The organism is Mesorhizobium sp. B3-1-8 (genome assembly GCF_006439495.1).
GTDB lineage: Bacteria > Pseudomonadota > Alphaproteobacteria > Rhizobiales > Rhizobiaceae > Mesorhizobium.
The window spans coordinates 276871-299092 of the sequence record NZ_VFTK01000002.1 but is presented as its reverse complement, the minus strand read 5'-3'; the positions used below and the strand labels follow the sequence as shown (position 1 = coordinate 299092).

34 protein-coding genes are annotated in these 22222 nt (G+C 62.6%); 17 read left to right on the top strand and 17 right to left on the bottom strand.

Translation table 11 applies throughout. From position 1 onward, the window contains the following. From FJ424_RS03500 to FJ424_RS03470, 8 genes are all read right to left on the bottom strand, one after another. Positions 1 to 294, bottom strand: a 294-nt coding sequence (locus tag FJ424_RS03500; RefSeq protein ID WP_181183372.1) for a hypothetical protein, incomplete at its 3' end; no start/stop codon positions are given. Positions 295 to 451: 157 nt separating this feature from the next. Beyond that, entirely contained in the window at positions 452 to 1621 is a 1170-nt protein-coding gene (locus FJ424_RS03495; protein WP_140651976.1) for an SdrD B-like domain-containing protein, read from the bottom strand. Next, positions 1618 to 2523, bottom strand: coding sequence for an HTTM domain-containing protein (locus FJ424_RS03490; RefSeq protein WP_181181986.1), 906 nt, complete (start codon positions 2521 to 2523; stop codon positions 1618 to 1620). The genes FJ424_RS03495 and FJ424_RS03490 overlap by 4 nt, the downstream gene beginning before the upstream one ends. After that, on the bottom strand, positions 2507 to 2947 hold the full coding sequence (locus tag FJ424_RS03485) for a hypothetical protein (protein WP_140651979.1): 441 nt from the start codon (positions 2945 to 2947) through the stop codon (positions 2507 to 2509). The genes FJ424_RS03490 and FJ424_RS03485 overlap by 17 nt, the downstream gene beginning before the upstream one ends. 219 nt (positions 2948 to 3166) lie before the next feature. Beyond that, entirely contained in the window at positions 3167 to 3334 is a 168-nt protein-coding gene (locus FJ424_RS33415; RefSeq protein ID WP_181181987.1) for a hypothetical protein, read from the bottom strand. 142 nt (positions 3335 to 3476) lie between these two features. Beyond that, positions 3477 to 3836 (bottom strand): SPW repeat protein, encoded by a 360-nt coding sequence (locus FJ424_RS03480; protein ID WP_140651981.1) that lies wholly within the window; start codon positions 3834 to 3836, stop codon positions 3477 to 3479. 143 nt (positions 3837 to 3979) lie between these two features. Continuing rightward, positions 3980 to 5071 carry a PAS domain S-box protein gene (locus FJ424_RS03475; protein WP_140640939.1) on the bottom strand — a complete coding sequence of 364 codons (1092 nt, stop codon included), beginning with the start codon at positions 5069 to 5071 and terminating at the stop codon, positions 3980 to 3982. A 38-nt stretch (positions 5072 to 5109) separates the two neighbouring features. Then, a complete protein-coding gene (locus FJ424_RS03470; RefSeq protein WP_140640937.1) occupies positions 5110 to 5352 on the bottom strand; it encodes a hypothetical protein in 243 nt (80 codons plus the stop codon). 351 nt (positions 5353 to 5703) lie between these two features. Here FJ424_RS03470 and FJ424_RS03465 point away from each other — a divergent pair, with 351 nt between their 5' ends. After that, the gene (locus FJ424_RS03465) at positions 5704 to 5967 is read left to right on the top strand and encodes a hypothetical protein (protein ID WP_140640935.1); all 264 of its coding nucleotides are present in this window, start codon (positions 5704 to 5706) and stop codon (positions 5965 to 5967) included. Positions 5968 to 6107: 140 nt separating this feature from the next. Here the strand turns inward: FJ424_RS03465 and FJ424_RS03460 are convergent, their stop codons facing one another. Next, positions 6108 to 6317, bottom strand: coding sequence for a hypothetical protein (locus FJ424_RS03460; protein WP_140640933.1), 210 nt, complete (start codon positions 6315 to 6317; stop codon positions 6108 to 6110). A 263-nt stretch (positions 6318 to 6580) separates the two neighbouring features. Continuing rightward, positions 6581 to 6790 (bottom strand): cold-shock protein, encoded by a 210-nt coding sequence (locus FJ424_RS03455; RefSeq protein ID WP_140640931.1) that lies wholly within the window; start codon positions 6788 to 6790, stop codon positions 6581 to 6583. A 318-nt stretch (positions 6791 to 7108) separates the two neighbouring features. On the opposite strand from FJ424_RS03455, the gene FJ424_RS34270 reads away from it, so the two are divergent. Further along, the gene (locus tag FJ424_RS34270) at positions 7109 to 7243 is read left to right on the top strand and encodes a hypothetical protein (RefSeq protein ID WP_281405421.1); all 135 of its coding nucleotides are present in this window, start codon (positions 7109 to 7111) and stop codon (positions 7241 to 7243) included. A gap of 107 nt (positions 7244 to 7350) precedes the next feature. Here the strand turns inward: FJ424_RS34270 and FJ424_RS03445 are convergent, their stop codons facing one another. Continuing rightward, entirely contained in the window at positions 7351 to 7764 is a 414-nt protein-coding gene (locus tag FJ424_RS03445) for an HD domain-containing protein (RefSeq protein WP_140651983.1), read from the bottom strand. Positions 7765 to 8209: 445 nt separating this feature from the next. Here FJ424_RS03445 and FJ424_RS03440 point away from each other — a divergent pair, with 445 nt between their 5' ends. From FJ424_RS03440 to FJ424_RS03405, 8 genes are all read left to right on the top strand, one after another. Further along, positions 8210 to 8413: a CsbD family protein gene (locus FJ424_RS03440; protein ID WP_140640927.1), complete on the top strand. Its 204-nt coding sequence runs from the start codon at positions 8210 to 8212 to the stop codon at positions 8411 to 8413. Positions 8414 to 8856: 443 nt separating this feature from the next. Continuing rightward, positions 8857 to 9564 carry a Crp/Fnr family transcriptional regulator gene (locus FJ424_RS03435; protein ID WP_140651985.1) on the top strand — a complete coding sequence of 236 codons (708 nt, stop codon included), beginning with the start codon at positions 8857 to 8859 and terminating at the stop codon, positions 9562 to 9564. Between the two features lie 208 nt (positions 9565 to 9772). Further along, a complete protein-coding gene (locus FJ424_RS03430) occupies positions 9773 to 10066 on the top strand; it encodes a hypothetical protein (protein ID WP_140651987.1) in 294 nt (97 codons plus the stop codon). Positions 10067 to 10634: 568 nt separating this feature from the next. Further along, entirely contained in the window at positions 10635 to 11945 is a 1311-nt protein-coding gene (locus FJ424_RS03425) for an Nramp family divalent metal transporter (protein ID WP_140651989.1), read from the top strand. Positions 11946 to 12101: 156 nt separating this feature from the next. Next, on the top strand, positions 12102 to 12614 hold the full coding sequence (locus tag FJ424_RS03420) for a ferritin-like domain-containing protein (RefSeq protein WP_140651991.1): 513 nt from the start codon (positions 12102 to 12104) through the stop codon (positions 12612 to 12614). Between the two features lie 316 nt (positions 12615 to 12930). After that, positions 12931 to 13233 (top strand): DUF982 domain-containing protein, encoded by a 303-nt coding sequence (locus FJ424_RS03415; protein WP_140640917.1) that lies wholly within the window; start codon positions 12931 to 12933, stop codon positions 13231 to 13233. 28 nt (positions 13234 to 13261) lie between these two features. Continuing rightward, the gene (locus FJ424_RS03410; protein WP_140651992.1) at positions 13262 to 13549 is read left to right on the top strand and encodes a DUF982 domain-containing protein; all 288 of its coding nucleotides are present in this window, start codon (positions 13262 to 13264) and stop codon (positions 13547 to 13549) included. 70 nt (positions 13550 to 13619) lie between these two features. Continuing rightward, complete coding sequence (locus FJ424_RS03405) at positions 13620 to 13817, top strand: hypothetical protein (RefSeq protein WP_140640913.1); 198 nt, start codon at positions 13620 to 13622, stop codon at positions 13815 to 13817. A 228-nt stretch (positions 13818 to 14045) separates the two neighbouring features. On the opposite strand, the gene FJ424_RS03400 is transcribed toward FJ424_RS03405, so the two are convergent. Next, complete coding sequence (locus FJ424_RS03400; protein ID WP_140651993.1) at positions 14046 to 14306, bottom strand: hypothetical protein; 261 nt, start codon at positions 14304 to 14306, stop codon at positions 14046 to 14048. An 80-nt stretch (positions 14307 to 14386) separates the two neighbouring features. Here FJ424_RS03400 and FJ424_RS03395 point away from each other — a divergent pair, with 80 nt between their 5' ends. Next, on the top strand, positions 14387 to 14599 hold the full coding sequence (locus tag FJ424_RS03395; protein ID WP_140651994.1) for a hypothetical protein: 213 nt from the start codon (positions 14387 to 14389) through the stop codon (positions 14597 to 14599). A gap of 17 nt (positions 14600 to 14616) precedes the next feature. On the opposite strand, the gene FJ424_RS03390 is transcribed toward FJ424_RS03395, so the two are convergent. Together FJ424_RS03390 and FJ424_RS03385 are read right to left on the bottom strand one after the other, a co-directional pair. Then, positions 14617 to 15678 (bottom strand): YihY/virulence factor BrkB family protein, encoded by a 1062-nt coding sequence (locus FJ424_RS03390; protein ID WP_140651996.1) that lies wholly within the window; start codon positions 15676 to 15678, stop codon positions 14617 to 14619. A gap of 7 nt (positions 15679 to 15685) precedes the next feature. Further along, positions 15686 to 16789, bottom strand: a complete 1104-nt coding sequence (locus tag FJ424_RS03385) for a flavodoxin family protein (protein ID WP_140651998.1) — start codon at positions 16787 to 16789, stop codon at positions 15686 to 15688. A 268-nt stretch (positions 16790 to 17057) separates the two neighbouring features. Here FJ424_RS03385 and FJ424_RS03380 point away from each other — a divergent pair, with 268 nt between their 5' ends. Both FJ424_RS03380 and FJ424_RS03375 read left to right on the top strand, forming a co-directional pair. Beyond that, complete coding sequence (locus tag FJ424_RS03380) at positions 17058 to 17648, top strand: NAD(P)H-dependent oxidoreductase (protein ID WP_140652000.1); 591 nt, start codon at positions 17058 to 17060, stop codon at positions 17646 to 17648. A gap of 81 nt (positions 17649 to 17729) precedes the next feature. Then, positions 17730 to 17915, top strand: coding sequence for a hypothetical protein (locus FJ424_RS03375; RefSeq protein WP_140640903.1), 186 nt, complete (start codon positions 17730 to 17732; stop codon positions 17913 to 17915). Positions 17916 to 17930: 15 nt separating this feature from the next. Here FJ424_RS03375 and FJ424_RS03370 read toward each other — a convergent pair whose 3' ends face one another. Beyond that, positions 17931 to 18236: a hypothetical protein gene (locus FJ424_RS03370; RefSeq protein ID WP_140652002.1), complete on the bottom strand. Its 306-nt coding sequence runs from the start codon at positions 18234 to 18236 to the stop codon at positions 17931 to 17933. Between the two features lie 17 nt (positions 18237 to 18253). Next, positions 18254 to 19273 carry an SDR family oxidoreductase gene (locus FJ424_RS03365; protein WP_140652004.1) on the bottom strand — a complete coding sequence of 340 codons (1020 nt, stop codon included), beginning with the start codon at positions 19271 to 19273 and terminating at the stop codon, positions 18254 to 18256. Positions 19274 to 19423: 150 nt separating this feature from the next. Here FJ424_RS03365 and FJ424_RS33410 point away from each other — a divergent pair, with 150 nt between their 5' ends. Continuing rightward, positions 19424 to 19600: a hypothetical protein gene (locus FJ424_RS33410; RefSeq protein WP_181167016.1), complete on the top strand. Its 177-nt coding sequence runs from the start codon at positions 19424 to 19426 to the stop codon at positions 19598 to 19600. 208 nt (positions 19601 to 19808) lie between these two features. Further along, positions 19809 to 20108, top strand: a complete 300-nt coding sequence (locus tag FJ424_RS03360) for a DUF982 domain-containing protein (RefSeq protein WP_140640897.1) — start codon at positions 19809 to 19811, stop codon at positions 20106 to 20108. 4 nt (positions 20109 to 20112) lie between these two features. Here FJ424_RS03360 and FJ424_RS03355 read toward each other — a convergent pair whose 3' ends face one another. Further along, positions 20113 to 20832 (bottom strand): Crp/Fnr family transcriptional regulator, encoded by a 720-nt coding sequence (locus FJ424_RS03355; RefSeq protein ID WP_140640895.1) that lies wholly within the window; start codon positions 20830 to 20832, stop codon positions 20113 to 20115. 164 nt (positions 20833 to 20996) lie between these two features. Here FJ424_RS03355 and FJ424_RS03350 point away from each other — a divergent pair, with 164 nt between their 5' ends. Then, positions 20997 to 21227: a hypothetical protein gene (locus FJ424_RS03350; RefSeq protein ID WP_140652006.1), complete on the top strand. Its 231-nt coding sequence runs from the start codon at positions 20997 to 20999 to the stop codon at positions 21225 to 21227. Between the two features lie 39 nt (positions 21228 to 21266). Then, positions 21267 to 22160: an alpha/beta hydrolase gene (locus FJ424_RS03345; protein ID WP_140652008.1), complete on the top strand. Its 894-nt coding sequence runs from the start codon at positions 21267 to 21269 to the stop codon at positions 22158 to 22160. Positions 22161 to 22222: the final 62 nt, after the last annotated feature.

Sequence of the window (22222 nt, the reverse complement as noted above, 5' to 3'; positions counted from 1 at the left end):
AACGGCGGCAACGGTGGCGCCGGCAATGGCGGCTCCGGCGGAAATGGCGGCGACGGCGGCAACGGTGGCGCCGGCAATGGCGGTTCCGGCGGGAATGGTGGTAACGGCGGCAACGGTGGCGCCGGCAATGGCGGCTCCGGCGGAAATGGCGGCGACGGCGGCAACGGTGGCGCCGGCAACGGCGGCTCCGCCGGGAATGGTGGCAACGGCGGCACCGGCAATGGTGGAACCGGCGGCAATGGCAGTTCGGGCGGCGGTGGCGGCGCCGGCCATCACAACACCGGTTCCGGTCATTCCGGCAACGTCGGTTCCTGCGGCGCTTCCTGGCGATCGTCTTGCTGACGCGGCTTGACCTTAAGGCGCGTCGCGCCAAAGCGGATCAAACGGACCTGCTTCAAGTCTTTGTTTGCGCGCGGACGGAAAACCGCTGCGCAGTTTTCCTGGAATTGCTCTACGGACCGGTGCGGTAGGCGAAGTCGTCCATCGCGGCCTGCCAGGAGTGCCGTGTCCGGATCTCGAGCCGCGTGATACGCGTGTAGTCGGCCGCGAAATAGACCGGGCCGCTCGCGGACAGCACAAGCTGATCCTCATAGGCCGGCTGGTCGCCCCGCCAGGCCTTGAGAACAAGCGTCTCGCCCTCGGCGTCGTTCCAGCCGACGCCGAAATAGGCGCCCGTGAAATCGAACGGCTTGTCGCTGAACACCTGCCCGGGGTGGCCTGAGCTGTTATAGGCGATGAATTCGCCGGACATCGTCGTGTTGATGTAACCCGGGCCGTCGGTGAAACGCTGGTGCATGGCAACGAGATTGTACCAGTCGAGCCCGCCATAGCCGGACGGAATTTCGAACACGCCCGACGTCGTCATAAGGTCGTCGAAGCCGACGACGTGCTGTCGGGGCAGCGGCCCCTCGGCGGGCCCGCCCTTGCCCGAAAACGCGGAGAGCACGACGGGCGCCTCGTCGACCACGATTTTGCGCCGCTCAGTCGCTCCGTCGGCCGAAACCTCGACCAGCCATTCGCCTGATGTCACGGGCGCGCTGAAGCGCCCATCCGGATCGACCTTGGCGGCGACGCCTGCCCCGTCAGGCCCGGTGAGGGAAATTCGCGCCCCGGGAGCGGCTACGCCGCTGATCGTCAGGTCCGCCGCAAGGCCGACCGGATGCGTCGTGCGCTGTGCGATCATGTCGCCCGGCGAGCCGGGGGAAGCCGCATAATCGCTTTCCTGGGACGCGTTTGCGGTGGTGACGGAAAAGCCTGGCGGAGGCACGACCCGGAACGAATAATGTCCGGGATCGACAACCTCGAGATTGCGCTGGAGAACCGACATCCGGAAGTTGGCAAAGCCGCTGACATTGGTCCATCGCATGATGGTGTCGCCATTCGGCTTGCCGAGCTCGACGGCCACATGCGACATCGGCCGGTCGCCGAGATCGTAGATCCCGTTCCTGTTGCGGTCGCGGAACACCAGGATCGATGTGTTCATCTGGCCGCCGTTGAAGGCGTCCCACGCGCGCCTGGGATAATAGTCCGCCGCGCTGCCGGCACGCGCCGAGCCCCAGACCATGGCCAGGCCGGTGGCCGCGACGACGACGGCGCCCGGGAACGACAAACCACGCTTCACGAAATTTCCCCTCTGGCAGTCGGTGTCGGTCCGATCCCCTGGAGCCGCGCGATGATCCTGTCCACGGCATCCGCATCGAAATAGGCAAGATAGAGCAACGCCATGGTCGCGCTGAACGTATAGACCGGCAGCGTCAGATAGATGATGGCGTGAAAGGCCAGGCCCGGCAGGACCAGATAGCGCCTCGTCGCACGGAACGGCAGGCCGAAGGCAAGGCCATATTCGAGCGCGACCACGCCGAAGGATACGATCGTGGCGGGCAAGGCAAGGCCGGCCGGGTAATCCGAACCCGCATAGAACCAGAGGAAGATCTGCTCGATCCGCGCGCCGCTCAGAAAGGCATGGTTCGACTTGTCGAAGGCGGCGAAGAAATAGAGCACCGACAGCTGCACCACGATCAGCCGCAGCCCCCACAGATTGCCGCGCTCCGCCGGCGGCGCAATGCCCCTGCGCTCGGCGTGCGCCACCGCCAGGTAGCGGTCCAGCGAATAGGAGCGGCCGCATGGGGTGAGCGCGACCAGAAGTGCCGCGACGGCGAGCAGATAGGTATGGTGGTGAGTCCAGGGCTCGCGCCCAAGCTGGTGGCCGAAATAATAATACATCACCAGCCCGACCGACCCGGCCCAGACAGCGGCGGCGCGGCTCTGATAGCCAACGAACAGCAGCGTCGTCGCGACGAAGAAGTTGGCTGCCAGAAACAGGCCGATCGCCGACTGGTCCCTGTAGAGCAGCAATTCGCCGGCCCAGCGCGACCAGAACAGCATCGCCAGGCCGATGCGGATCAATGCGGACGAGCGCGACGATCCCTCCGTACCGACCGCCCAGCCGACGAAGCGCGCCGCCACGGTGTGCGCCGAACGCCAGCTCATCCAATCGGTGATCGCGTCAGCCGGCGCAGGCATTTTCGGCATCGGTATGGATTATCTGCCAGCCGCTGCGCGTGCCCAGCCGGGCGCGGACGCGGATGTCGGCGCCCTGCCCGGCGGCCGTGCAGAGCCGCTTGACGACGGATGCCAGTTCCTCGCGGCTTGCGATCCGCTTCAGCCTGCCGCCGCGAGGAGCGCCGAGCATCTCGAACCGGTCGAGCGGGATGAGCGCGCCGTCCGGCTGGCGGATTTCGAAGGAAGCGTCGATGACGCCCAGCCCGATCGCGCTGAACATGGTCCAGGAGCGCAGCCATGGCGTCTGCACCCCGAAGATTTGATCCACGGCCGGACCGGCGATCATGAACGCGGCGATCGCCGTGAAGGCGACCAGCCGCAAGCGTCCCGCCGACAGCCGTCCGGCAGGCTCCGCGCCTGTTCTGATCGAGATGATGTCCGCCACCGCGTACCCCCGTCGTGATCATAGACCGGATCAACGCCGTTCCGCGACCATCCCAGAAAAAGTCAGGGCGCGGCGCGCGGGCGCCCGACCGTGCCTCGATGGCGCGAGGCGGGATCAAGGGCAAGATCTTTGCGGAGGCTGCGGGTGCTCCCGAGCGGATGAGTGCTGGAGCGGACAACGTGGATGTCGGCGGGACAGCGGGCGCGAAGGATCGCGGCCCTAGGATTTTGCCGCGGGATCTTCGCTGGCGAACAAAGGCATAGCGTCAGCCGCCCGCGCCACCTTTTCCTTCTCCGCGTCGGCCTTTCGCTTCGGGCATTCCTCGAAATCATGGTCGCGGCCGCCGCAATAGGAGCAGCATTTGGCGGGGGTGTCGGGGTTGAGCATCGAGACCATTCCCAAGAATGCACCAAAAGGTTCCCGCTTGCAGCAATTGCGTGAACGCCGCAATCACCGTCCAGCCCGATGCCCCGATACCGCAATACCAGGGGCTCGCCGCTTGCGCGGCGGGCTCCCGCTCAGTCACCGCTCACGCATGCGCGTGGGGATGACGGAAGTCCCAGACGGCCCAGGCCGATGCCGCGACCACCAGCACGCCGAGCACGACGTGCGTGGCCATGACATGCGTGTCGGCCGCAAAGCCCAGCAGCCAGGGCGACACGATCAGCCAGAGCCCGAGGACGACGTTTACCCATTCCTCCCATTCGGCGAACACCGAAAGCGTCGCGAGCGCCAGCGCGCCGAGCAGAACGCCGACTATCCAGGCGTTCCACGCGGGCACCATCGCCGCGGTGAATCCGATGACCCAGGGTGAGATGAACAGGCAAATCGCGAGGACCAGAGTGATCCAGTCCTGGCTCCGTCTTGCTTCCATCAGTTTGCTTGCCATGACAACCTCCATGGATGAAGCTTGACCAAAGCAATTGCATTCGCGTGGACATCGCACGCTTAGCCATTGATGTAATTACGCTTCTATGAAGCTGCAAGGTGCCGACCGGGTGGGCAGCCCCGCGCGCCAGGGGGCGCAGCCTCTCAGAGGCTGAAGTCGGTTTCGTCCTCCGCCCCCAGCTGCGGCACGACGATTGCCTCGAGCGGCGCGTCGAGCTCCCACTTCACGCTGCCGGGAGCGCGTTCGAGGCTTGAGGAACCGCTCAGCGACTGCGGCGCCACCCGCTGCAGCACCACCGTGCCGAAACCCTTGCGGTCGGCGAAACCCTTGCGGTCGCCGAAACCCTTGCGGTCGGCCGCGTTCCGCCCGGCTTCGCTTGCTGTCGCCCCGGACGTCTCGTGCCACAGAAGATGAAAGCGCCGCTGCGCCTCGGGGCCGGCCTCGACCTTCCAGGTGATTTCGACGCGGCCGCCCTCGGCCGCCAGCGCGCCGTATTTGGCCGAGTTGGTGCCGAGCTCATGGAAGGCCATGCCGAGATTCTGCACCGCATTGGACTGCAGCGTAAGCAGCGGCCCGGAAAGCGAGATGCGCTCTTCGTGGCCGAAGGGCTTCAAATGCTCCTGGATCAGGTCGAAAAGGCTGGCGCCGGCCCATTCCGAGGTGACAAGCAAATCGTGCGAGCGCGACAGCGCCATGATGCGCGAGCGGATCATCTGCTCGAACTCGACAGGATCGGTCGAGCGCTTGCTGGTTTCCCTGACCATCGACAGGATCACCGCGAACTGGTTCTTTACCCGATGGTTGACTTCGCGCATCAGAAGCCGGATGCGGCGCTCGCTTTCCTTGGCGGCGGTGATGTCGCGGGCGATTTTCGATGCGCCGACGATGTCGCCGGCACTGTTCTTGATCGGCGAGATGGTCAGCGAAACGGCAACCAGCGATCCGTCCTTGCGCCTTCGGGTGGTCTCGAAGCTAGGAATGCGCTCACCCCCGCGGATCCGAGCGATGATCTCGCTCTCCTCGTTCTGCATATGATCGGGGATCAGCATCAGGATCGACTGGCCGATGGCCTCTTCAGCGCTGTAGCCGAAGACGCGTTCAGCCGCCTGGTTCCAATCGGTGATGATGCTGTTCAGATCCTTGCCGATGATGGCATCGTAGGAAGAATCGACGATGGCCGCCAGGCGTGCGTCAGCGCTTGCGTCCTGGCGGATAATCCCCCCGATTTTTGTCATATGCTGAAGGTAGCGCCGGACTGCATAAAGGCAACATCCTAATCGGCCGAGTTCTCGGCGTCGCCGTGCGCTTTCGCCGGTCGCACGACGCCGAAATCCTGCGACTTGATCCCGATTTCCGCCATCAGAAACCCTTCCGAGGCGAGGCCGCGGCGCAAAAGCTCCCGCACCGCCGCGGAGCGGCTGGGCATGCGCTTTTCAAAGCGCCAGTTCTCCAGAGCCGCGAGTTCTTCGTCATTGAGCATGATCTGCAAACGCTGCGGACGCTCAAGTTCAGCCACATGTGCCTCCCTTTAAAGGCTACAAATGCCACGAGTTAGTATATGTCTTATTTTGCAATTAACTAGGTTACGTCCAATGAAACGTCAAGGTCGCTCTGTGAGTCAAAACCGCAACAGACCAACGATGCCAACGATGCGTCTACCAAGCACTACGTGCTCTATCATAACTGACTGATATCGTTTCTATTTTTTTAATTTCCACTTGCCATTCCAGGGCCAGGGGAGCATGATTGAATCAAAGGGACAAACCGTCCGTGAAAGGGAGGGTTTTCCATGCGGATAAGATACACAAACAAGCTGAGAGACGACGCCCACAGCCGGGTACAGACCGCCCTGTGGGCTCACGGAGTCGTGAATCTGGTCGTGGTGGCTGAGGAGATAAGGCTCCTAAATCTCGCCGAAAACATCGCCCGCGAGGACATCGAGGAGTTGGTTCTGCAAGTCGCGCAACTCTATGGGGCGATCGTGGAATTCGATGAACAGGCGCTTACCGCGCTCGACCTGCCCGATGCCAGCGGCCGCGACAATCGCAACGATCTGGAAAGAGCGCTCAGCGAGCGATCCTTGCCGGACGGGTCCATGGAACACCTGCTTCAGGTGGATCGGGGCGCATAAAAGCCTCGCTCTCCCCCATCAGTCGCGTCATGCGATTGGCGAACTTGGGGTCGAGGCCACTGCGTTCAACCAATCGGGGCGCCCTGGAAACTTCCTCCTGCCTGCTCTCGCAGTATGACCTGCCGGCCAGCCTTTGCCGGCTAGCGCTTGCGGGCTGGTTTCTTCGGCGCGACGGGAGGTGCGTCGGCCTCTTGCGCCAGCCTGGCTTCGCGCAACCGCTTTGTCTTGGCAGCCCGGGCAGCCGCTTCCAGGTCCTGTATCTGTCGCGCGACGCGGGACGTCGTGTCGGTCTTGGCTTCCGTGCGGGATGGGACCGGCTTGAACAGGCCGGTATCCGGTAGCGACTTCATTGTTTTCTCCTTGTTTCACGCAATTCCGGACGAAAAAGCGCGTCACACTTTTCCAGGAATTGCCTAAAGCGCGTCGCGTCGAAACGGATTCACGCGACGCGCTTTAGGTCGTTGCTTGATGCATGTCGTTGTCGCAAAACCGAGGTCACTTTTGCGCGACATGCATTAGAACAAAAAAGGCCGGGCACAGCCCGACCTTCTCCAACGCGCGTGTGCGGCCGATGCCAGTACATCCGTGGTCAAAGGACCCCGAGGCGCTGTGATCAGGCGGCTTGCAGATTGTCTGCCGAGCTCTTGCCGTTGCGAGCATCCTTCACGATGTCGAAGCTGACCTTCTGGCCCTCGACCAGAGAGCGCAGCCCTGCGCGCTCCACGGCTGAAATATGGACGAACACGTCCGGCTGGCCGCCGCCCTGCTCGATAAAGCCGAAACCCTTGGTGGCATTGAAGAACTTCACCGTTCCAGTAGTCATTGCGATCTCCTTACAAATCGACGCAAAATTATACGCGCCCGACAATCGCCGAGCGACGCTATCTTCGAAATTGAGAGGGAAGATCGTAAGTGCGCCATTTAGCGCGAAAACAACGTTCTTTCAGCAAGATCGATCTTCCATACATAGCGCTAAATTTCCTGATCGACAAGGCTTTTCAAAATAATACTTCCGAAGATGGTGTTGCGATCGAGAGCCAACCAGCCGAGGGCAACGAGCCAGCCGACAAGGCGTTGGACCTTGGAAGAGAAAGGGCAACGGCGGACGACGACCCGATCTGGAATGAGAACCACCCTACCCTTGGACGAGTTCGTGCAGCGGCTGGTGAGTGAAACGGAAATAAGCGAAGCGCAGGCGCTCGAACTCATCTATCTGGCCGGCTTGAACTGGAGCTCGCTTATTCGCGAGGCCAAGGCGATCGCATCGCAGTCTTAAAGCGCGTCGCGCTGAAGCGGATTCAGGCGACGCGCTTTAAGCCTTTGTTTTGCTGCATGTCGTTGTCCCAGAACCGCTGCACACTTCTGGACGACATGCATTAAGGTTCACCCCCTTGCATCCAGACGATCAAGGATGGTCAGGCCGGTCTCGTATCTCTCCGCCGGAGCACCCGCCTGGTGAGCCTGCCAAAGATTGTCCTTGAGATCCGCCTCCTTTACCGGTCGCGCCAGTTCATTGGAGACGGCGCGACAGATGAAGCCCTCTTCGCTCTCGTCCAGACGCCTTGTCAGCGCATCGACGGCAGCCACGACCACGAATCCAAAACCCGCCGACTGTAGGCGGTCGAGCGTCCAGCCCTCGCCCTTCTCAATGACGTCATGCAGGTAAGCGACGGTCTTTTCATCAAGCGTTTCGACGGCATCGGCTACGCGTCGCAAGTGTTCGATATAGGGCCGGCCGGTCTTGTCCGTTTGTCCGCGATGGGCCTCTTCAGCGATCCTTGCTGCTTCGTGGAGCATGGTCTTCCAATCTCGTCACAATAAAGCCCGTCCCGGCGAGGGACGGCCGAGGCGGGCTTGCTCGGGCCTGAGCCCCGGGTGGCGCGCTTTTCGCGGGGGAGAAGCGGGCTGCGCGCCATCCTGCATTCAAGAACATCGGCGCCAGGCGAATGTTCCGCTGCTCGCGGATTTTTAAGAACGATCAGGCCATCTGTGGCACCCTTCGAAGCGGCGTCTAAAAAGAAGCCCGGACCAGGAGCCGGGCAAGAGAAGTCTTGGGAACATGCTGACCGGAGGGGCCTGGTTCAGCGCTTGCCAGTTTGCCGGTTCAATATGACCGCCAGATGAACCCTCCTTCGGCCGTGTCGTTGGGCTCGGTGCAGGATCTCGACGCAGAAAAGCTTTTCGGCAGGAACCTCGCGACGGCGTTGCCGTTAGCCTTCCGTGTCCAACAGGAGGTCCGGCAATGGATTGGAACCGCGTCGAAGGCAATTGGAAGCAGATGAAGGGCAAGGTCAAGGAACAGTGGGGCAAGCTCACCGACGACGACCTCGACCGCATTGCGGGAAAGCGCGACCAGCTCGAAGGCAAGATCCAGGAACGCTACGGCCTGGAGAAGGATCGCGTGCGCCGCGACATCGACGACTGGTATAACATGCAGCGCTGGTAGCAGCCGGCTTCCCGAAAACGAAGGCGTTGCCTCGCGGCAGCGCCTTTTCCTTTGGCTGTTCAGGCGCGCCGCGCGGCGATGAAATCCGCCGCCACGCGATGTTCAGGAATCAATGAAGCCGACATGCATCCCCCGGCCGGCGCAAAAGGTTCGACGTCGCCGACGGATCGGATTATCCGGATTCGGCTTGCCTTCGCGACGCTCCCGGCGCGCCACCTTGCGTCGCTTCCAGAAAGGCATGGCATCGGGAACGGAAGGTCCCGGCGATCGGCGACGCCGGCCGCAATGCGTTCGTCGGCATTTCGCCGGGGAAAAGGCGCCGAAGTATCAAATGTTAGCGCGCTTTGACCAACAACCCCATACCTCGTCAAACGTGCCTGTTCTTGAATCCCCTGTGACATCCCCTGTGACCGGGCCGCTCGGCTCGCTCATGGAAGACATGAATGCTTGAATCGCTTTTCCTGAATCTCGGCCAGCACGACAGCCTATCGGGTGAGGAGCAGGCGCTGCTCGGCAATTTGATGGCGGGAGAGCGCAGCTTCGCCGCCGGGCAGGATGTCGTCGCGTCCGGATCGCGGCCGGCCTACAGCACACTCATCCTCGACGGCCTCGCTGCCCGCTACAAGGTGCTTGCCGATGGCGGCCGGCAATTCACCTCGCTGCAGGTTCCTGGCGATTTCGTCGACCTCTACGCCTTCCTGTTGAAGACCATGGACCATGGCGTCATCGCGCTCTCGCCCTGCCGCGTCATCCTGGCAGATCATTCGAAGCTGCGCAGCATCACCGAGCGGGCGCCGCACCTGACGTGGCTGTTGTGGCTCGACACGCTGATCGACGGCGCCATCCACCGCGAGTGGATCGTCGCCATGGGCCGGCGCTCGAAGGTCTCGCATCTGGCGCATCTGTTCGTCAGGCTGCAGGTGGTCAAGCGCACCAACGGCATGAGCTTCCATCTGCCCGTTTCGCAAGCCGAGCTCTCCGATGTGCTCGGTCTGTCGGTGGTGCATATGAACCGCGTCATCAGCGCGCTGCGCAACAGCGGCGTGATCGCCTGGGCGGCCCATACGGTGACGATCCTCGACTGGCAGAAGCTGCAGCAGATCGCCGAGTTCGACCCGACCTATCTCTCGATGACGCGAGAGCCGCGTTAGCCGGAAACTCACGGGTCAAATCCTCACCGTCCTTCTTCGTCAATCGGTGAAAACTGCGAACAATCTGCCCGGACCGCCGTGCGCCAGGCAGGCGATGGGAATGATACTCGATTGCCTTGCTTGTTTTTCGTCCGCTAGCTGGAACTATTTCGCGTCAAGAACGCTATCTCGATGCGGATTTTCTAAATTAGGCAGGGAGACGCGTACCATGAAAACCAAAGTGATCTTGATGAGTGCGTTCGCGATTTCGGTCATGACATGCTCGGCATTTGCTGGCGCGAGCACCGGAACGTCCGCGCTGGACGATCCCCAGAAAATGTCGCCCTTCTTCACCGATGCCGGCATGAAAACCATGAGGTCGGGCGATGAGTTCAAGAAAGCCTGGATGGCGCTTACCGAAGAGGATCGCGCGTCCATGAAGAAAGACTGCGCAGACGAGACCATCGCGAAGTCCCACGATGAATTCTGCAAGGCGACCAGGGACCTCGCCGGCAATAACTGAGCGCCCGTCTCAGAAGAGCGCTGAACGCCCGCCCCACACAGGAGCGAGCGTCCAGCACTTGCTGTACTGAAAGAGCGGCCGGGCACACGCCTGCAGCGATGTTGCGACCTACTCGTTGCAATTCGTGACGAATTAGCCGCCCCTCATATCAAATGGACTTTCAACGCCTCGCGTTGCCGCTCAAACTCGCATGGCTGCGGGACCCGGCGCAATGAGGGCCTATCGCGTCGAGGAATTGGACGGCGAGACCGTCCTTGCAAGGCACGCCGTCGAGGCGATGGCGCCGTTCGAGGCTGCCCGACGGGCGCTCGGGGTCGAGGTCACGCTGCGCGCCGACGCTGCGGCGCCGACGCAAATGCGGGCTGGCCAAACAAATGTTGATGATGACCGTGTGGCCGCGATGCCAAGGTGGCGGTCCCGGTGGAACCGACGTCATGTCCGCCGGTTACATCATGCCTTCATTAGCCGGTGCTCATTTTATGCGGAACAGCCTCACCCAGCCTCTTGCGCAGCCCGTCTCCCCGACGGCCGCTTCTTTCCCGCTTGAGCGAAGCTGGAAAGGCCGGCAATGACCGAGGTCGGTTCCCAGGTCGAGGGAGAACAAAGCAACACGCCGGCAAAGGGACGGTTCCAGCGGTTCCTCCGCACGATCGGGCCAGGCTTCATTACCGGCGCGTCCGACGACGATCCGTCCGGTATCGGAACTTATAGCCAGGCCGGCGCCCAGCTCGGCTTCAACATCGGCTGGGTCATGCTGTTCACCTTCCCGCTGATGGCCGCGATCCAGGAGATCGCCGCCCGTATCGGGCGCACCACGGGCGAAGGTATTTCCGGCAATCTCAGCCGGTACTATCCGGCCTCGCTGCTTTACGCGGTCGTCATGCTGCTGTTCCTCGCCAACGTCATCAATATCGGCGCCGATCTCAGCGCCATGGCAGATGCATTGAAGCTGCTCGTCGGCGGGCCGAGCCCGCTCTATGTGATCGCTTTCGCGATCGTCTGTATCGGCGCGATCGTCTTCCTCGACTACACCCGCTATGTGAAAGTCCTCAAATGGACCACCTTGAGCCTGTTCGCCTATGTTGCCGCGATGTTCGCCGCGAATGTGCCTTGGGCGGACGCGGCCAAAGGGCTGTTCATCCCGCACATCGAATGGAGCGGCGCCTTCTTCACCACGCTGCTGGCAATCCTCGGCACGACGATCTCGCCTTATCTGTTCTTCTGGCAAGCCTCGCAGGAGGTTGAAGAGGAAGAGCTCAAGCCAACCGCCAAGCCGCTGAGGTGGGCGCCGTGGCAGGCGCCCAGAGCCTTCCGGCGGATACGCGCCGATACGCTGGTCGGAATGGCCTTTTCGAATCTGATCGCCATCGCGATTATCTTCACTACGGCCGCCACCCTCCACAAGGCAGGGGTGACGGACATTGCTTCGTCCACCGACGCGGCAAAGGCGCTGGAGCCGGCGGCCGGAAAATTCGCCTTCATTATTTTCTCGATGGGAATTATGGGCACCGGGCTTCTGGCTGTGCCGGTGCTGGCTGGGTCAGCGGCTTTCGCCGTCGGCGAAGCGTTGCGCTGGCCGGTCGGGCTGCAGCGCAAGCCGAAGGAAGCCGTGGCGTTCTACGCGACGCTCGCCGCCGCGACCGCTCTTGGCACCGGGATCATGTTCACACCGATAGACCCGATCAAGGCGCTTTACTGGAGCGCCATCATCAATGGCATATGCGCCGTTCCCGTGATGATCGTCATGATGCTGATGGCCGGCCGCAAGGACGTGATGGGGGAGCTCCCTTTGCAAGGCTGGCTGCGGGCGCTTGGCTGGCTATCGACGTTGACAATGGCAGCCTCGTCGGTGGGGCTCGTGGCGCAGTGGTTCCTATAGATGGGCTGCGAACCGCCTTACCGCCGGCCCGTTTCCATACCAGAGCCAGGTCAATAACAAATGATGTTTTGGGCGGGGCCCCGCATGATTTTCTTTCTGGAACAAGTTCAGTCAGGCCGTGTTGTTGATGATCCAACCTCACCAGGAGATGCAGATATGGCGACGACGAAGGCGGCCTCGAACAAGGGCCTGAACGAACTTTTCCACGACACGCTGAAGGACATCTATTTCGCCGAGAAGAAGATTCTCGCCACGCTGCCGAAGATGGCCAAGGCGGCACAGGATGACGCGCTGAAGGCCGCGTTCGAAAAACATCGCGACCAGACCGAAGAACATGTCGCGCGTCTCGAGGAAGTCTTCGAGGTGATCGACAAGAAGCCGGCCGGCAAGACGTGTGCCGCCATTATGGGCATCACCGAGGAAGGCGCCGAGATCATGGACGAGTACAAGGGATCTCCGTCGCTCGACGCAGGTCTGCTGGCCGCTGCTCAAGCCGTCGAGCACTATGAGATTTCGCGCTACGGCACGCTGAGGACCTGGGCGCAGGAGCTCGGCCTGACCGAAGCCGTCACCCTGCTCGACAAGACGCTGACCGAAGAAAAGGAAACGGACGCAGCGCTCACCCAGCTCGCCGAATCCGCGGTCAATGTCGCGGCTGAAGCCGCGTAGCGACGATCCGCGCCCGGGCGCAGCTTTCCTTGGCCCAGCTTCCAGCGAGCCCCGGCAGATTGCCGGGGCTCGCTGCTGCTTGTTGGACCCACGTTCAAGCGAATGGCGACCGCCCTTGCCCATGCCACCCAACGATCACGCCGAATTGCAGGACCGATAAAGCCGTTGCGGGTAACAGAATTGGCGCGCCGGTTCTTGTAGCGACCGGGAAGCTCTTGACGGTCAAAACCCACAAACCCATATCGCCGCTGGGCTTGGCCTCTGTCGGTCCCAAGCCTTCGCCTGAACTCAATTGTTCGTTCGATTGGAGGACCTTATGAACGATCGGATATTCGACAGCCCTGTTTTCGTGAAGACCGAAAACAGCCTCATCCAGGAAATCGCGTGCCTGGAAGATGCCCTGGAGTTTCTCTACGCGTGGCCCAGGAACAGGCGCGGAACCATATTTGAAACGGCCCTTCGTGCCTGCCAGCGGGCATTCGACAGCGGCTATCCGCTGACTGCCGCCAGAGATGCCTTTCGCGGTTTCGCAAAGTCGGTCAAAATTCTCGAGGACGTGAGTGTCCCCTTGCCATGGATGACCGGCAAAGGCGGCCGCGGCGGCGGACTGACTGCTTGAAAGCATCGCGGTTGTATGGGAGTTCGCGATGCTTTCCAAACCTTTCGAGAAACCCCTTCGCATTTGGGTCGGACTGGGCTTTCCCCGGCAACTGAACACCGTCGTCGATGCCTATCAGTTCGCGATCGACTGGTGCGGCAATAGCCCGGAGCAGAAAGCGGCGATCCGCGCCTGTAAGGCGGCCTTGGTTGGCGACGTCGACGCGGAAACCGCGCGAGGCGTTTTCGCCGCGTTCGCGCGCAGGAAGGATATCCTGGTCGAGGACGGAGCAATCCCTCCCGCCATCGGAAAAGCCCAGCCGTCACATCACCAATGATGATCGGGGCGCCCACGACCATTGTCGGGGCGCCTCGCACCAAACCTGGATAAATGATGAGGAACCTTCAATGGCAGAACTCGCCATTAGAAAACCTGTTCATGAGGTAAACGCCGCCCGATACGACAGCGATTGCCAGGAAGCGTTGGCTGGCTCTCTCGATGGCCTGTTAGCACAGGCGGAAGCTGCGGGCTGGGACAGGAACCGTGCCGCGTCGGCAGTGATGTATCTTGCGGCAAAGCGCCTCAATGCACGTGCCGAAAGCTAGTAGGACCGCGAGCAGCGAATATCGCGTATGCCAAACTAAAGCCACCTGATATGCGGTGCAGCATGTCATCCGGTCTCGTCCCTTGAACTGGATGACCTGTCTTCGAACGGGCACCCACCAATCGCGAATGGTGGGCGTTCAAACCGCTGACGATGAAGGGACTCAAATCTTCGTCAAATCGTCCCACAAGAATCCGCCTCGTCGGCGTTGCAGGGCTCGCCCGGCCGGCTACCCGGCACGTCCGTTGTTGCCGGCCCAGCTTTCGAGTTCCGCCGATAGATCGCCGGGGTCAATGACGCCCCGCCTGAAAAGGCACATGATTTTCAGCGCAACCTGTTCGCGCTCGATCTCGCCGGCAATGCCGTGTTTCACGCAGAAAGCATTGAGCGCATTCGCCAGAATTGCCAGTTCGGCAGGTTCGGCTATTCCGTGACCCACCATGCCTGCCTCCCGGTCTGAGGCGACCACATGATAGCCGGTTCCAAACATCCTCCTTGCTCCCGCCAGCTACGGACGACTGAAATGGAACCTCGATCAGGGTTGTCAGTTCCATTGCAAGGCGGGCCAGCATGACCAGATCGTCGCTTCATCTGCTCAAGGGTGCAGGGTATCTGATTTCCACGGTGAGCGTGACGCTGCTGGCGATCGTCAGCTGGGACAGCGCATCGAAAAGTCCGTTGCTGGTTGCTTGCCTGCTGGGCGGAGCCGCTACCTCGGTTATCGGCATGTTCTGCCGCTGGCTATCCTACGAAATCGAGAAACGTCAGGAAGAACGGCGGTAAGGCGTCCGAGGTTGGTATCAGCCTTCGCGGCGCAGGATCCGTGTGACAAGCAGAGTGATCAAGCTGCTGAGGACAATCCATGCGACGATCTCGCCGCCGAATGCCGGTGACCGAGGAGCCTCCCTGCTGACCGTGCCAGCGCTGGCCGGCATCGTCGCCTCGGGTTTGGCTACTTGTTCGGCATGGCGCGGCGCAGCCCGGTCGTTTGCGTCCGCCATGACCGGCGCGAGGTCGCGCCGGCTGCCGCGGCGCACCGAATAGGCGCGCGTGATTTCGGCGCCGAACAGAAAAATCTGCGCCGAATAATAGACCCATACCAAAACGACCATCAGCGCGCCGGCGGCGCCGTAGGAAGTGGCGATGGCGCTGGTGCCGATGTACCAGCCGATCAGCGATTTGCCGATGGTGAAGAGCAACGCGGTCACCGCCGCGCCGATGCCGACATCGTGCCATTTGAGCGTGCGGTCCGGCAGGACCTTGTAGATCGCGGCGAAGAGCAGCGCGATCAGCACAAAAGAGACGATCGTGTTGACGCCGCTGACGATCAGGCCACCGAATGGCAGGCGCCGGTTGATCAATTCGCTCAGCGCCGAGATCGCCGTGCTTGCCGCGAGCGATACCAGCAGCAGGAAGCCGAGCGCCGCGACGAGACCGAGGCTCGCCGCCCTCGCCCGCACAAGGCGCGACAGCGACACGCCATTGGGCTTCACCTTCCAGATTTCGTTGAGCGACTGCTGCATCTCGCCGAAGACGCCCGACGCGGTGACGAAAAGCGTCACCAGTCCGATGAGCGTGGCAAGCGTGCTCGACCAGCGCTGCGCGGCGCTCTCAACAGTGGCCTTCAGAAGGTCGGCGCTTTGCGGCCCCATCACGCCCGAAATCTCGGCCGACAGCGCGATCTGGGCCGCATCATTGCCGATGGCGACACCGGCGATCGCCACGACGATCAAAAGGATCGGCGCCAGCGACGTGGTGGCGTAGAAAGCGATCGCCGCGCCATGGCTCAGCGCATTGTCATCGATATAGCCGGTGACGCTTTCCTTCAGCAGTATCCAGCCTTCGTCGAGCCAGCGCGGCATCTTCCCCTCACTTCTGACGCGGATCCTCGAACCGGGCGCCGATAGTGGGAAAGTCGCCTGCCCGACGCTTCCCGACTGCTTCGGCCAGGGCCAAAGCGGCGTTGATCACTTCGGCCTGGATGTCCTTGTCGGCGTCGAGCTCGTCGTGGCTGTTCGCATAGGGCTTCCAGTAGCCGATATAACGGTCGAGCTCAGCCACCTCACCGATCGCGTCGAGCTTCATCGAACGCAGCCAGTCGGCGAGCGCGTGCCGTACATTGGCGGCGCCTTCGGTGTCGCCATGGACCACGACCGAAAACAGCCGGCCCGCGAGATGGCGCGGATAGTCCCAGCCGGCCAGCTCCACCTTTTTGGCAAGCTCTGCACCCTTGCCCTGCGTCAGCGTCGGGTCAGGATTGCCCCCATCGGCGCAGACCAGCCGGTCCATCATCAACTTCAGCGGCGATGACGTCTGGTACCAGTTGACGGGCGTGACAATCATCACGCCATGCGCTTCGACCCACAGCGGATAGATGTCGTTCATCCAGTCCTGCACCTGGCCGAGAGAGTGGTTCGGATAGCACGAGCACGGCCAGTGGCAGAGGGGCGCCGCTGTCGAGAAGCATGCCTTGCAGGGGTAGATCTTGCGGCCGTATTCCGAAGCGAGCCGCGCCAAATCGAGCACCTCGACCGAAAAGCCCTGCCTGTCGGCAATGGCGCGTCGCGCCAACTCGACCAGGCGAAAGCTCTTCGACATCTCGCCCGGACAGGTATGCTCGCTGCGCGACGAGCCGTTGATGATCAGGATGCGCGAGGGCGCGGCCTTATCCTCGTGCCGGCGCTGCGCGGCCTCGACCGCATCATGCGCGGCGATCCATTCGACCGAAAGGTCGTAGCCGGGGTCGTGGAAGCCCTGCCCCGCCTTCCGGGTCACCGGACTCTTGCGTTCGTCGCTATAGGCCCGCCAGGCGATCTGGGCCAGCCGGCCGATGGCGTCGGCTTCCGCCTCGAAGGCCGGGTCGTAGAACAATTTCCTGTAGCGCTGTTTGAATTCCGCCTCGCCGAGGCGCGGGCTTGGCATGCCCTTGCGCGGTTCTATGGCGGCTTTGTCGGATTGTGTCTGTTCTGCCATTTGCTGCCCAAACCAATACGGAGCGGGCCGGGTGGATAAGAGCTCGACTGCCTTTTCGTTGGCCAGGGCGTGAAGCCGGAGAAACCAAGCCGTATTCTCTTTGCCACCGGGTCCGGCTGACGCGGCCCGCTGAACACAACCCGGTGCCGGCGCGATGGTTCCGGCCACCTATCGATGAGTGGCCGCGTACGACCAATGGTCAAGCCTAGGCAAAGCAATGGCGTTCAACTAGCCTCAGGCGGGGATCAGAGGCGCGGGGGGCCATGCGATGAAGGTCAATATCGTCTACGCGCATCCGGCGCAGGACAGCTACCTGGCGTCGCTGCACCGGCGCGTCGTGGAGATCCTGAAGGCCAGGGGCGACGAGGTCGTCGACTTCGATCTCTATGCCATGAAATTCGACCCCGTCATGCGGGTCGATGAGTTGAAGGGGCACGCCGGTCCGTCGCCCGCGCCGGCGGATCTGCAGGTCTACATCGACGCACTGCAATGGGCGGAAGCGTGCGTGTTCTGCTTCCCGACCTGGTGGTCGGGCATGCCCGCTGTTCTCAAGGGATATTTCGACCGCGTGTGGCGGCCGGGCGTTGCCTTCGAACTATCGACGGATGGCGGCACGATCAAACCGGCGCTTCTGAACATCCGCCGGATGGGCGTGGTCACCACCTTCGGCTCGCCATGGTGGTACACTAGGATCTATATGCAGGACCCGGGCAGAAAGGTGCTTTTGCGCGGCTTGAAATCCATGTGCGGACGCACGGAGAAACACCTCTATCTGGCTAAATATTCGGTGGAGAACATTACCCGCGAGGAGCGGGCAAAATTCGCCCGCAATGTGGAGCGGCGGTTCGAACGATTTTGAGCGGGTCCGTCTCCGGAATTTGCAATGAGGGACAATGGATATATATTTAGCTGACTAAGTGATTCATGGCGCGGTGAGCCGATGGCCAAGAAGAAAGACAGGCAAGCTCCTTCCGAGATTGCGGCGGCCTCCCCGGCCGAGATCAGTGAAGCGGCTTATTTTGCCCGCAAATGCGGCCTCACCCGCGACGAGGCATTGCAGATAATGCGCGAAGCCCAAGGCTCGCCGGCCGTCAAGCCGGCGGCGGACGAGAAGCGCAAGCACTGACCTTGGATGCGGGTTTCATTGACCCGTCTGCGGCGGAACTTCGCCCGGCTTGATCACCGGCATGTCGCTGCCTGTCGGCGGGGGCGGCGTCGCGTTCTTGTCGCCGGTCGGGGGCGGCTTCAGCACGCCGCCGCAATTGCCGAGCTGTTCCGACAGTTCATCCGTATCGGCCTGCTGCTTCTGTTTTTGCTGCTGGTCGTTGGCATCGGGCTTGGCCTGGCAGTTCTGCGCCTGCTGGTCCTTCGGTTGCGCGGCAGTCTGGGCCGCCGCCGGCAGGGCCGGGATCAGGGTCAGAGCCGCAATGAGAAGCGCTTTTTTCATGAGAACCTCCTCATGGGTCAGTAACCCCCGATGATCGGCAGGATTTCGCCGGTGATGTAGCTCGAACATTGCGGCGAGGCCAGGAACACATACGCCGGCGCGATCTCCTCCGGCTGAGCCGGCCGCTTCATCGGCGTCTTGGCGCCGAATTGCGAAACGTCTTCCGGTTCCTTCTCGGACGGATTGAGCGGCGTCCAGACCGGGCCCGGCGCCACCGCGTTGACGCGGATGCCTTTGCCGATAAGGTTGCCGGAAAGCGCGCGGGTGAAGGCGTGGATGCCGCCCTTGGTCATCGAATAGTCGACCAGTTCCTTCGACCCTTCGATGCCGGTGACCGACCCGGTGTTGACGATCGCCGAACCCGGTTTCATGTGCGGCACGGCTTCCTGCGCCATGTGGAAATAGCCGTAGAGATTGGTCTTCAGCGTGGTGTCGAAATGCGCTTCGGTGAGATCGGCGAAATCGGCCGAGTGGACCTGGAAAGCCGCGTTGTTGACCAGCACGTCCAGCCTGCCGAAGGCCTTGACCGTCTCATCCACCGCCTTGCGGCAGAAGGCGCGTTTGGCGACGTCGCCGCGCAAAGTGATGCAACGCCTGCCCTCCGCCTCGACCGCTTGCCTCGTCGCCTTGGCGTCACGGTCCTCGCTGAGATAGACGATGGCGACATCGGCGCCCTCGCGTGCGAACAACACGGCCACGGCGCGGCCGATGCCGGAATCGCCGCCGGTAACCAGCGCGACCTTGTCCTTGAGCTTGCCCGACCCTTGCCAGAACGGCGCGTCATAGAGCGGCGCCGGCTCGATCGCCCATTCCTCGCCGGGCTTGGGGTGATGCTGCCTTGGGAAAGGCGGCGTGGGATATCTGCGGGCGCCGGCCTGCATGGCGCCCGGGGCTTTCGGCTTCGGCTTGCTGCGGTCCGTGGCATCGACCTTGCGCTGGACGCCGCGCTGCCTGCGCGCGGTCTTGGCCGTATCTGTCTTCTTGCCGGCGGATGATTTTTTGGCCGTGTCGGTTTTCGTTCGGCTGGTGGTCGGCATGGTGGTCTCCTTTTCAGAGGACAACGCATGCCAACGGAAAAGGTTGGCCCCGGTTCGCCGAGACGCCTGGGCATACATCAAAGTTAAATGCGGCCGCCCGGCCGTGGTGCTAACGCTTGGTCATTGGGGGGACTCTTCAGGAGGAGTCCCATGGACGTTCGAACTCTCATCGGCAGCCTCTCGGCGGCAATGCTGCGCCGGCGTGCCGCAGCGCCGCCAATCCCGGTCAGGGTGATCCGCGCCTCGCTGGCGGATGTGCCGCTCAGGCCGCGCCCGCGTCCGCCGCACCGGCCGGCGCCGCCGGCCCGGCCCGCGAGCAATATGTAGGCTCAGATTTGTAGCCTCGAACTGGCCGGCCGGATGCAACCGACTGGCGGAGTCATCGTTTATCGCCATCCGAAATTTTTACGGTGAAACATGAAATCCTTGTCTATGAACAGCCCGCTTTTTATTCTCGCCGCCGTCATGATCACGGCCGCTCCCTTCGCCGGCCTTGCCTGGCGGACGCGCGAATGGCTCGGGTGGTGAACGACCGATGAGCCGTTTCCTGCCCCTCACCATACGCTTCGTCAATGGCGGCACGATGGTGGTCACCACCGTCGCGGAGGCCAAGAAGGCGCTCGGAGGCACATGGAAGAACAAGGAGGCGCCAGCCTATCTCGAAGCGGCCCGGCTGGTGGACGACGCGATCGCAGGCACCTGCCGTCCGGCCATCGCCTTTGCCGCCTTCAAGAAGGTCGCCGCGCAGCAAGGCCTCCTGAGGCCCGCCCAGCCGAGTGCCGCGCTCACCATGCTGGACCAGTTGTGGTCGCGCTCCAAGACCCCGCCCAGCTAGATGCCTATCTCGGCTCGCGCGTCATGCTAAGATAGGTTGGATCGAATTCGGCGATCGTAACCAGCCGCTCCCAGTCGAGGATCGTGACCATATGGCTTGTCCAGTTGATCACGTTCATGCGGCGCAGGGTGCCGATGACCCGGTTCATATGGACGACGGAGAGGCCGAGCACGTCGGCGAGTTCGGCCTGCGAGAGCGGCAGATGGAAGCTCATCTCGCGGGTCTTTTTCACCACCTGCAGCCTGACGAAGAGCTCGCATATCAGATGCGCGAGATGGGAGGTCTTGGAGCGCCGGCCCATGGCCACGATCCACTCGCGGTGAATGGCGCCATCGACCAGCGTGTCGAGCCACAACAGCCGGGTGAGGTGCGGCGCCTGCTCGGTGATCGTCTTCAGCTTGCCATGCTCGGCGGCAAGCACATGGCACGGCGAAAGCGCCATGATGCCGTGATCCATCGTCTTCAGCAGGAAGGCGTGCAGGTCGACGAAATCGCCCGCGACCTGCAGTGAGGTGAACTGCCGACCGCCATCCTCCAGCACCTTGTAACGGGCGGCGAGCCCGTCGATGATCAGCGTGCTGTAGGTCGGCCGCGTGCCTTCGGTGGCGATATCCTCGCCGGCGGCGACATATCGTTCGAGCGACATCGCGCCGACGAGCAGCGCCTTCTCTTCTTCCGACAGGGCGTCATGCTGGCCGAGGTTGAGGTAGAGCGATTCCAGCATTCGGGGTTCTCCATTCGCAACAGCTAACGCCGCAGGGCTGGACCGGTTGCGGGCGGCCGCGCAGCAAGGGCGGGCGCGCTGCGGATTTCCCCTCAGGATCAACCGCTTGGAACCATGATCGCGGCCAGGGATTGAACTTGCGAACCGCCTGGAGTGCTTCATCGATGGAACGCTATTATTTTGACCTCTATAACGCCGAGCATGGCCAGGTTGACGACCAGGGGCAGCTTTTTGCCAACCGCGAGCGCGCCCGCCTTGAGGCGTTGCGCATCCTGCAGGACATCGCCCGCGACGAGGCGCCCGGGACCGAACAGTTGAAGATCACCGTGAAGCTGCGCACCGAGAAGGCGCAGATCTTCGAGGCGTCGCTGACACTGGACTCGATCTGGATCTGAGGCGTTCGGCCTCAGCGCCGCATCCCGCAGGAGGCAAGCATGTTCGCCGATTTTGAGGCATTGGAAATCGACACCGGCGAGGCGCGCATCTTCGCCCGCCAAGCAGGCAGTGGGGCCGGCCTGCTTCTGCTGCACGGCTTTCCCGAGACGCATGTGATGTGGCGCGACGTGGCGCCCAGCCTGGCGCGGGATTTCACCGTCGTCTGTGCCGACCTGCGCGGCTATGGGCAGAGCTCCTGCCCGCCATCGGCCGCCGACCATGCGCCCTACGGCAAGCGCGCCATGGCCGCCGACATGGCCGTGCTTATGGAAGAACTCGGCTTCAAACGTTTCCTGGTCGCCGGTCATGATCGCGGCGGGCGCGTCGCCTACCGGCTGACGCTCGATCATCCGGACCGCGTCGAGAAGCTCGCCGTGCTCGACATCGTCCCTACCGCGGCGGCCTGGGACCGGGCGGATGCGAGACTCGCGCTAAGCTTTTGGCCGTGGTCGCTGCTGGCGCAGCCCGAGCCGCTGCCGGAGACGATACTGGCGGCGGCGGGCGAAGCAATCGTCGACAATGCGCTTTCCGGCTGGGGATCCGCAGCCGACGCGTTCCCGCCCGGCGTGCGGCAGGCTTATGTCGATGCCCTGCGCGATCCGGCGCATATCCACGCCATCTGCGAAGAGTATCGCGCCGCGGCTTCGCTCGACCGTGTGCACGACCATGCGGACCGGGAGGCCGGCCGGCGTATATCCTGCCCCGTGCTGGCGCTGTGGAGCGAGCATGGGGCGCTGGCAGAATGGTATCGGGACGAAGACGGACCGCTGGGCATATGGCGGAACTGGGCCGACGATGCCAGCGGCGGAGCGATGCCCGGCGGCCACTTCTTTCCGGAGGAGTCGCCGATCGAAACGGCGGCCACGCTCGACGCCTTCTTCTCTGGAAGATGACGCCTTCTTCTCCGGAAGAGGAGAGGCTCTTTCCCGGAGATGGCGCCGGCCGGCCAAGCGGC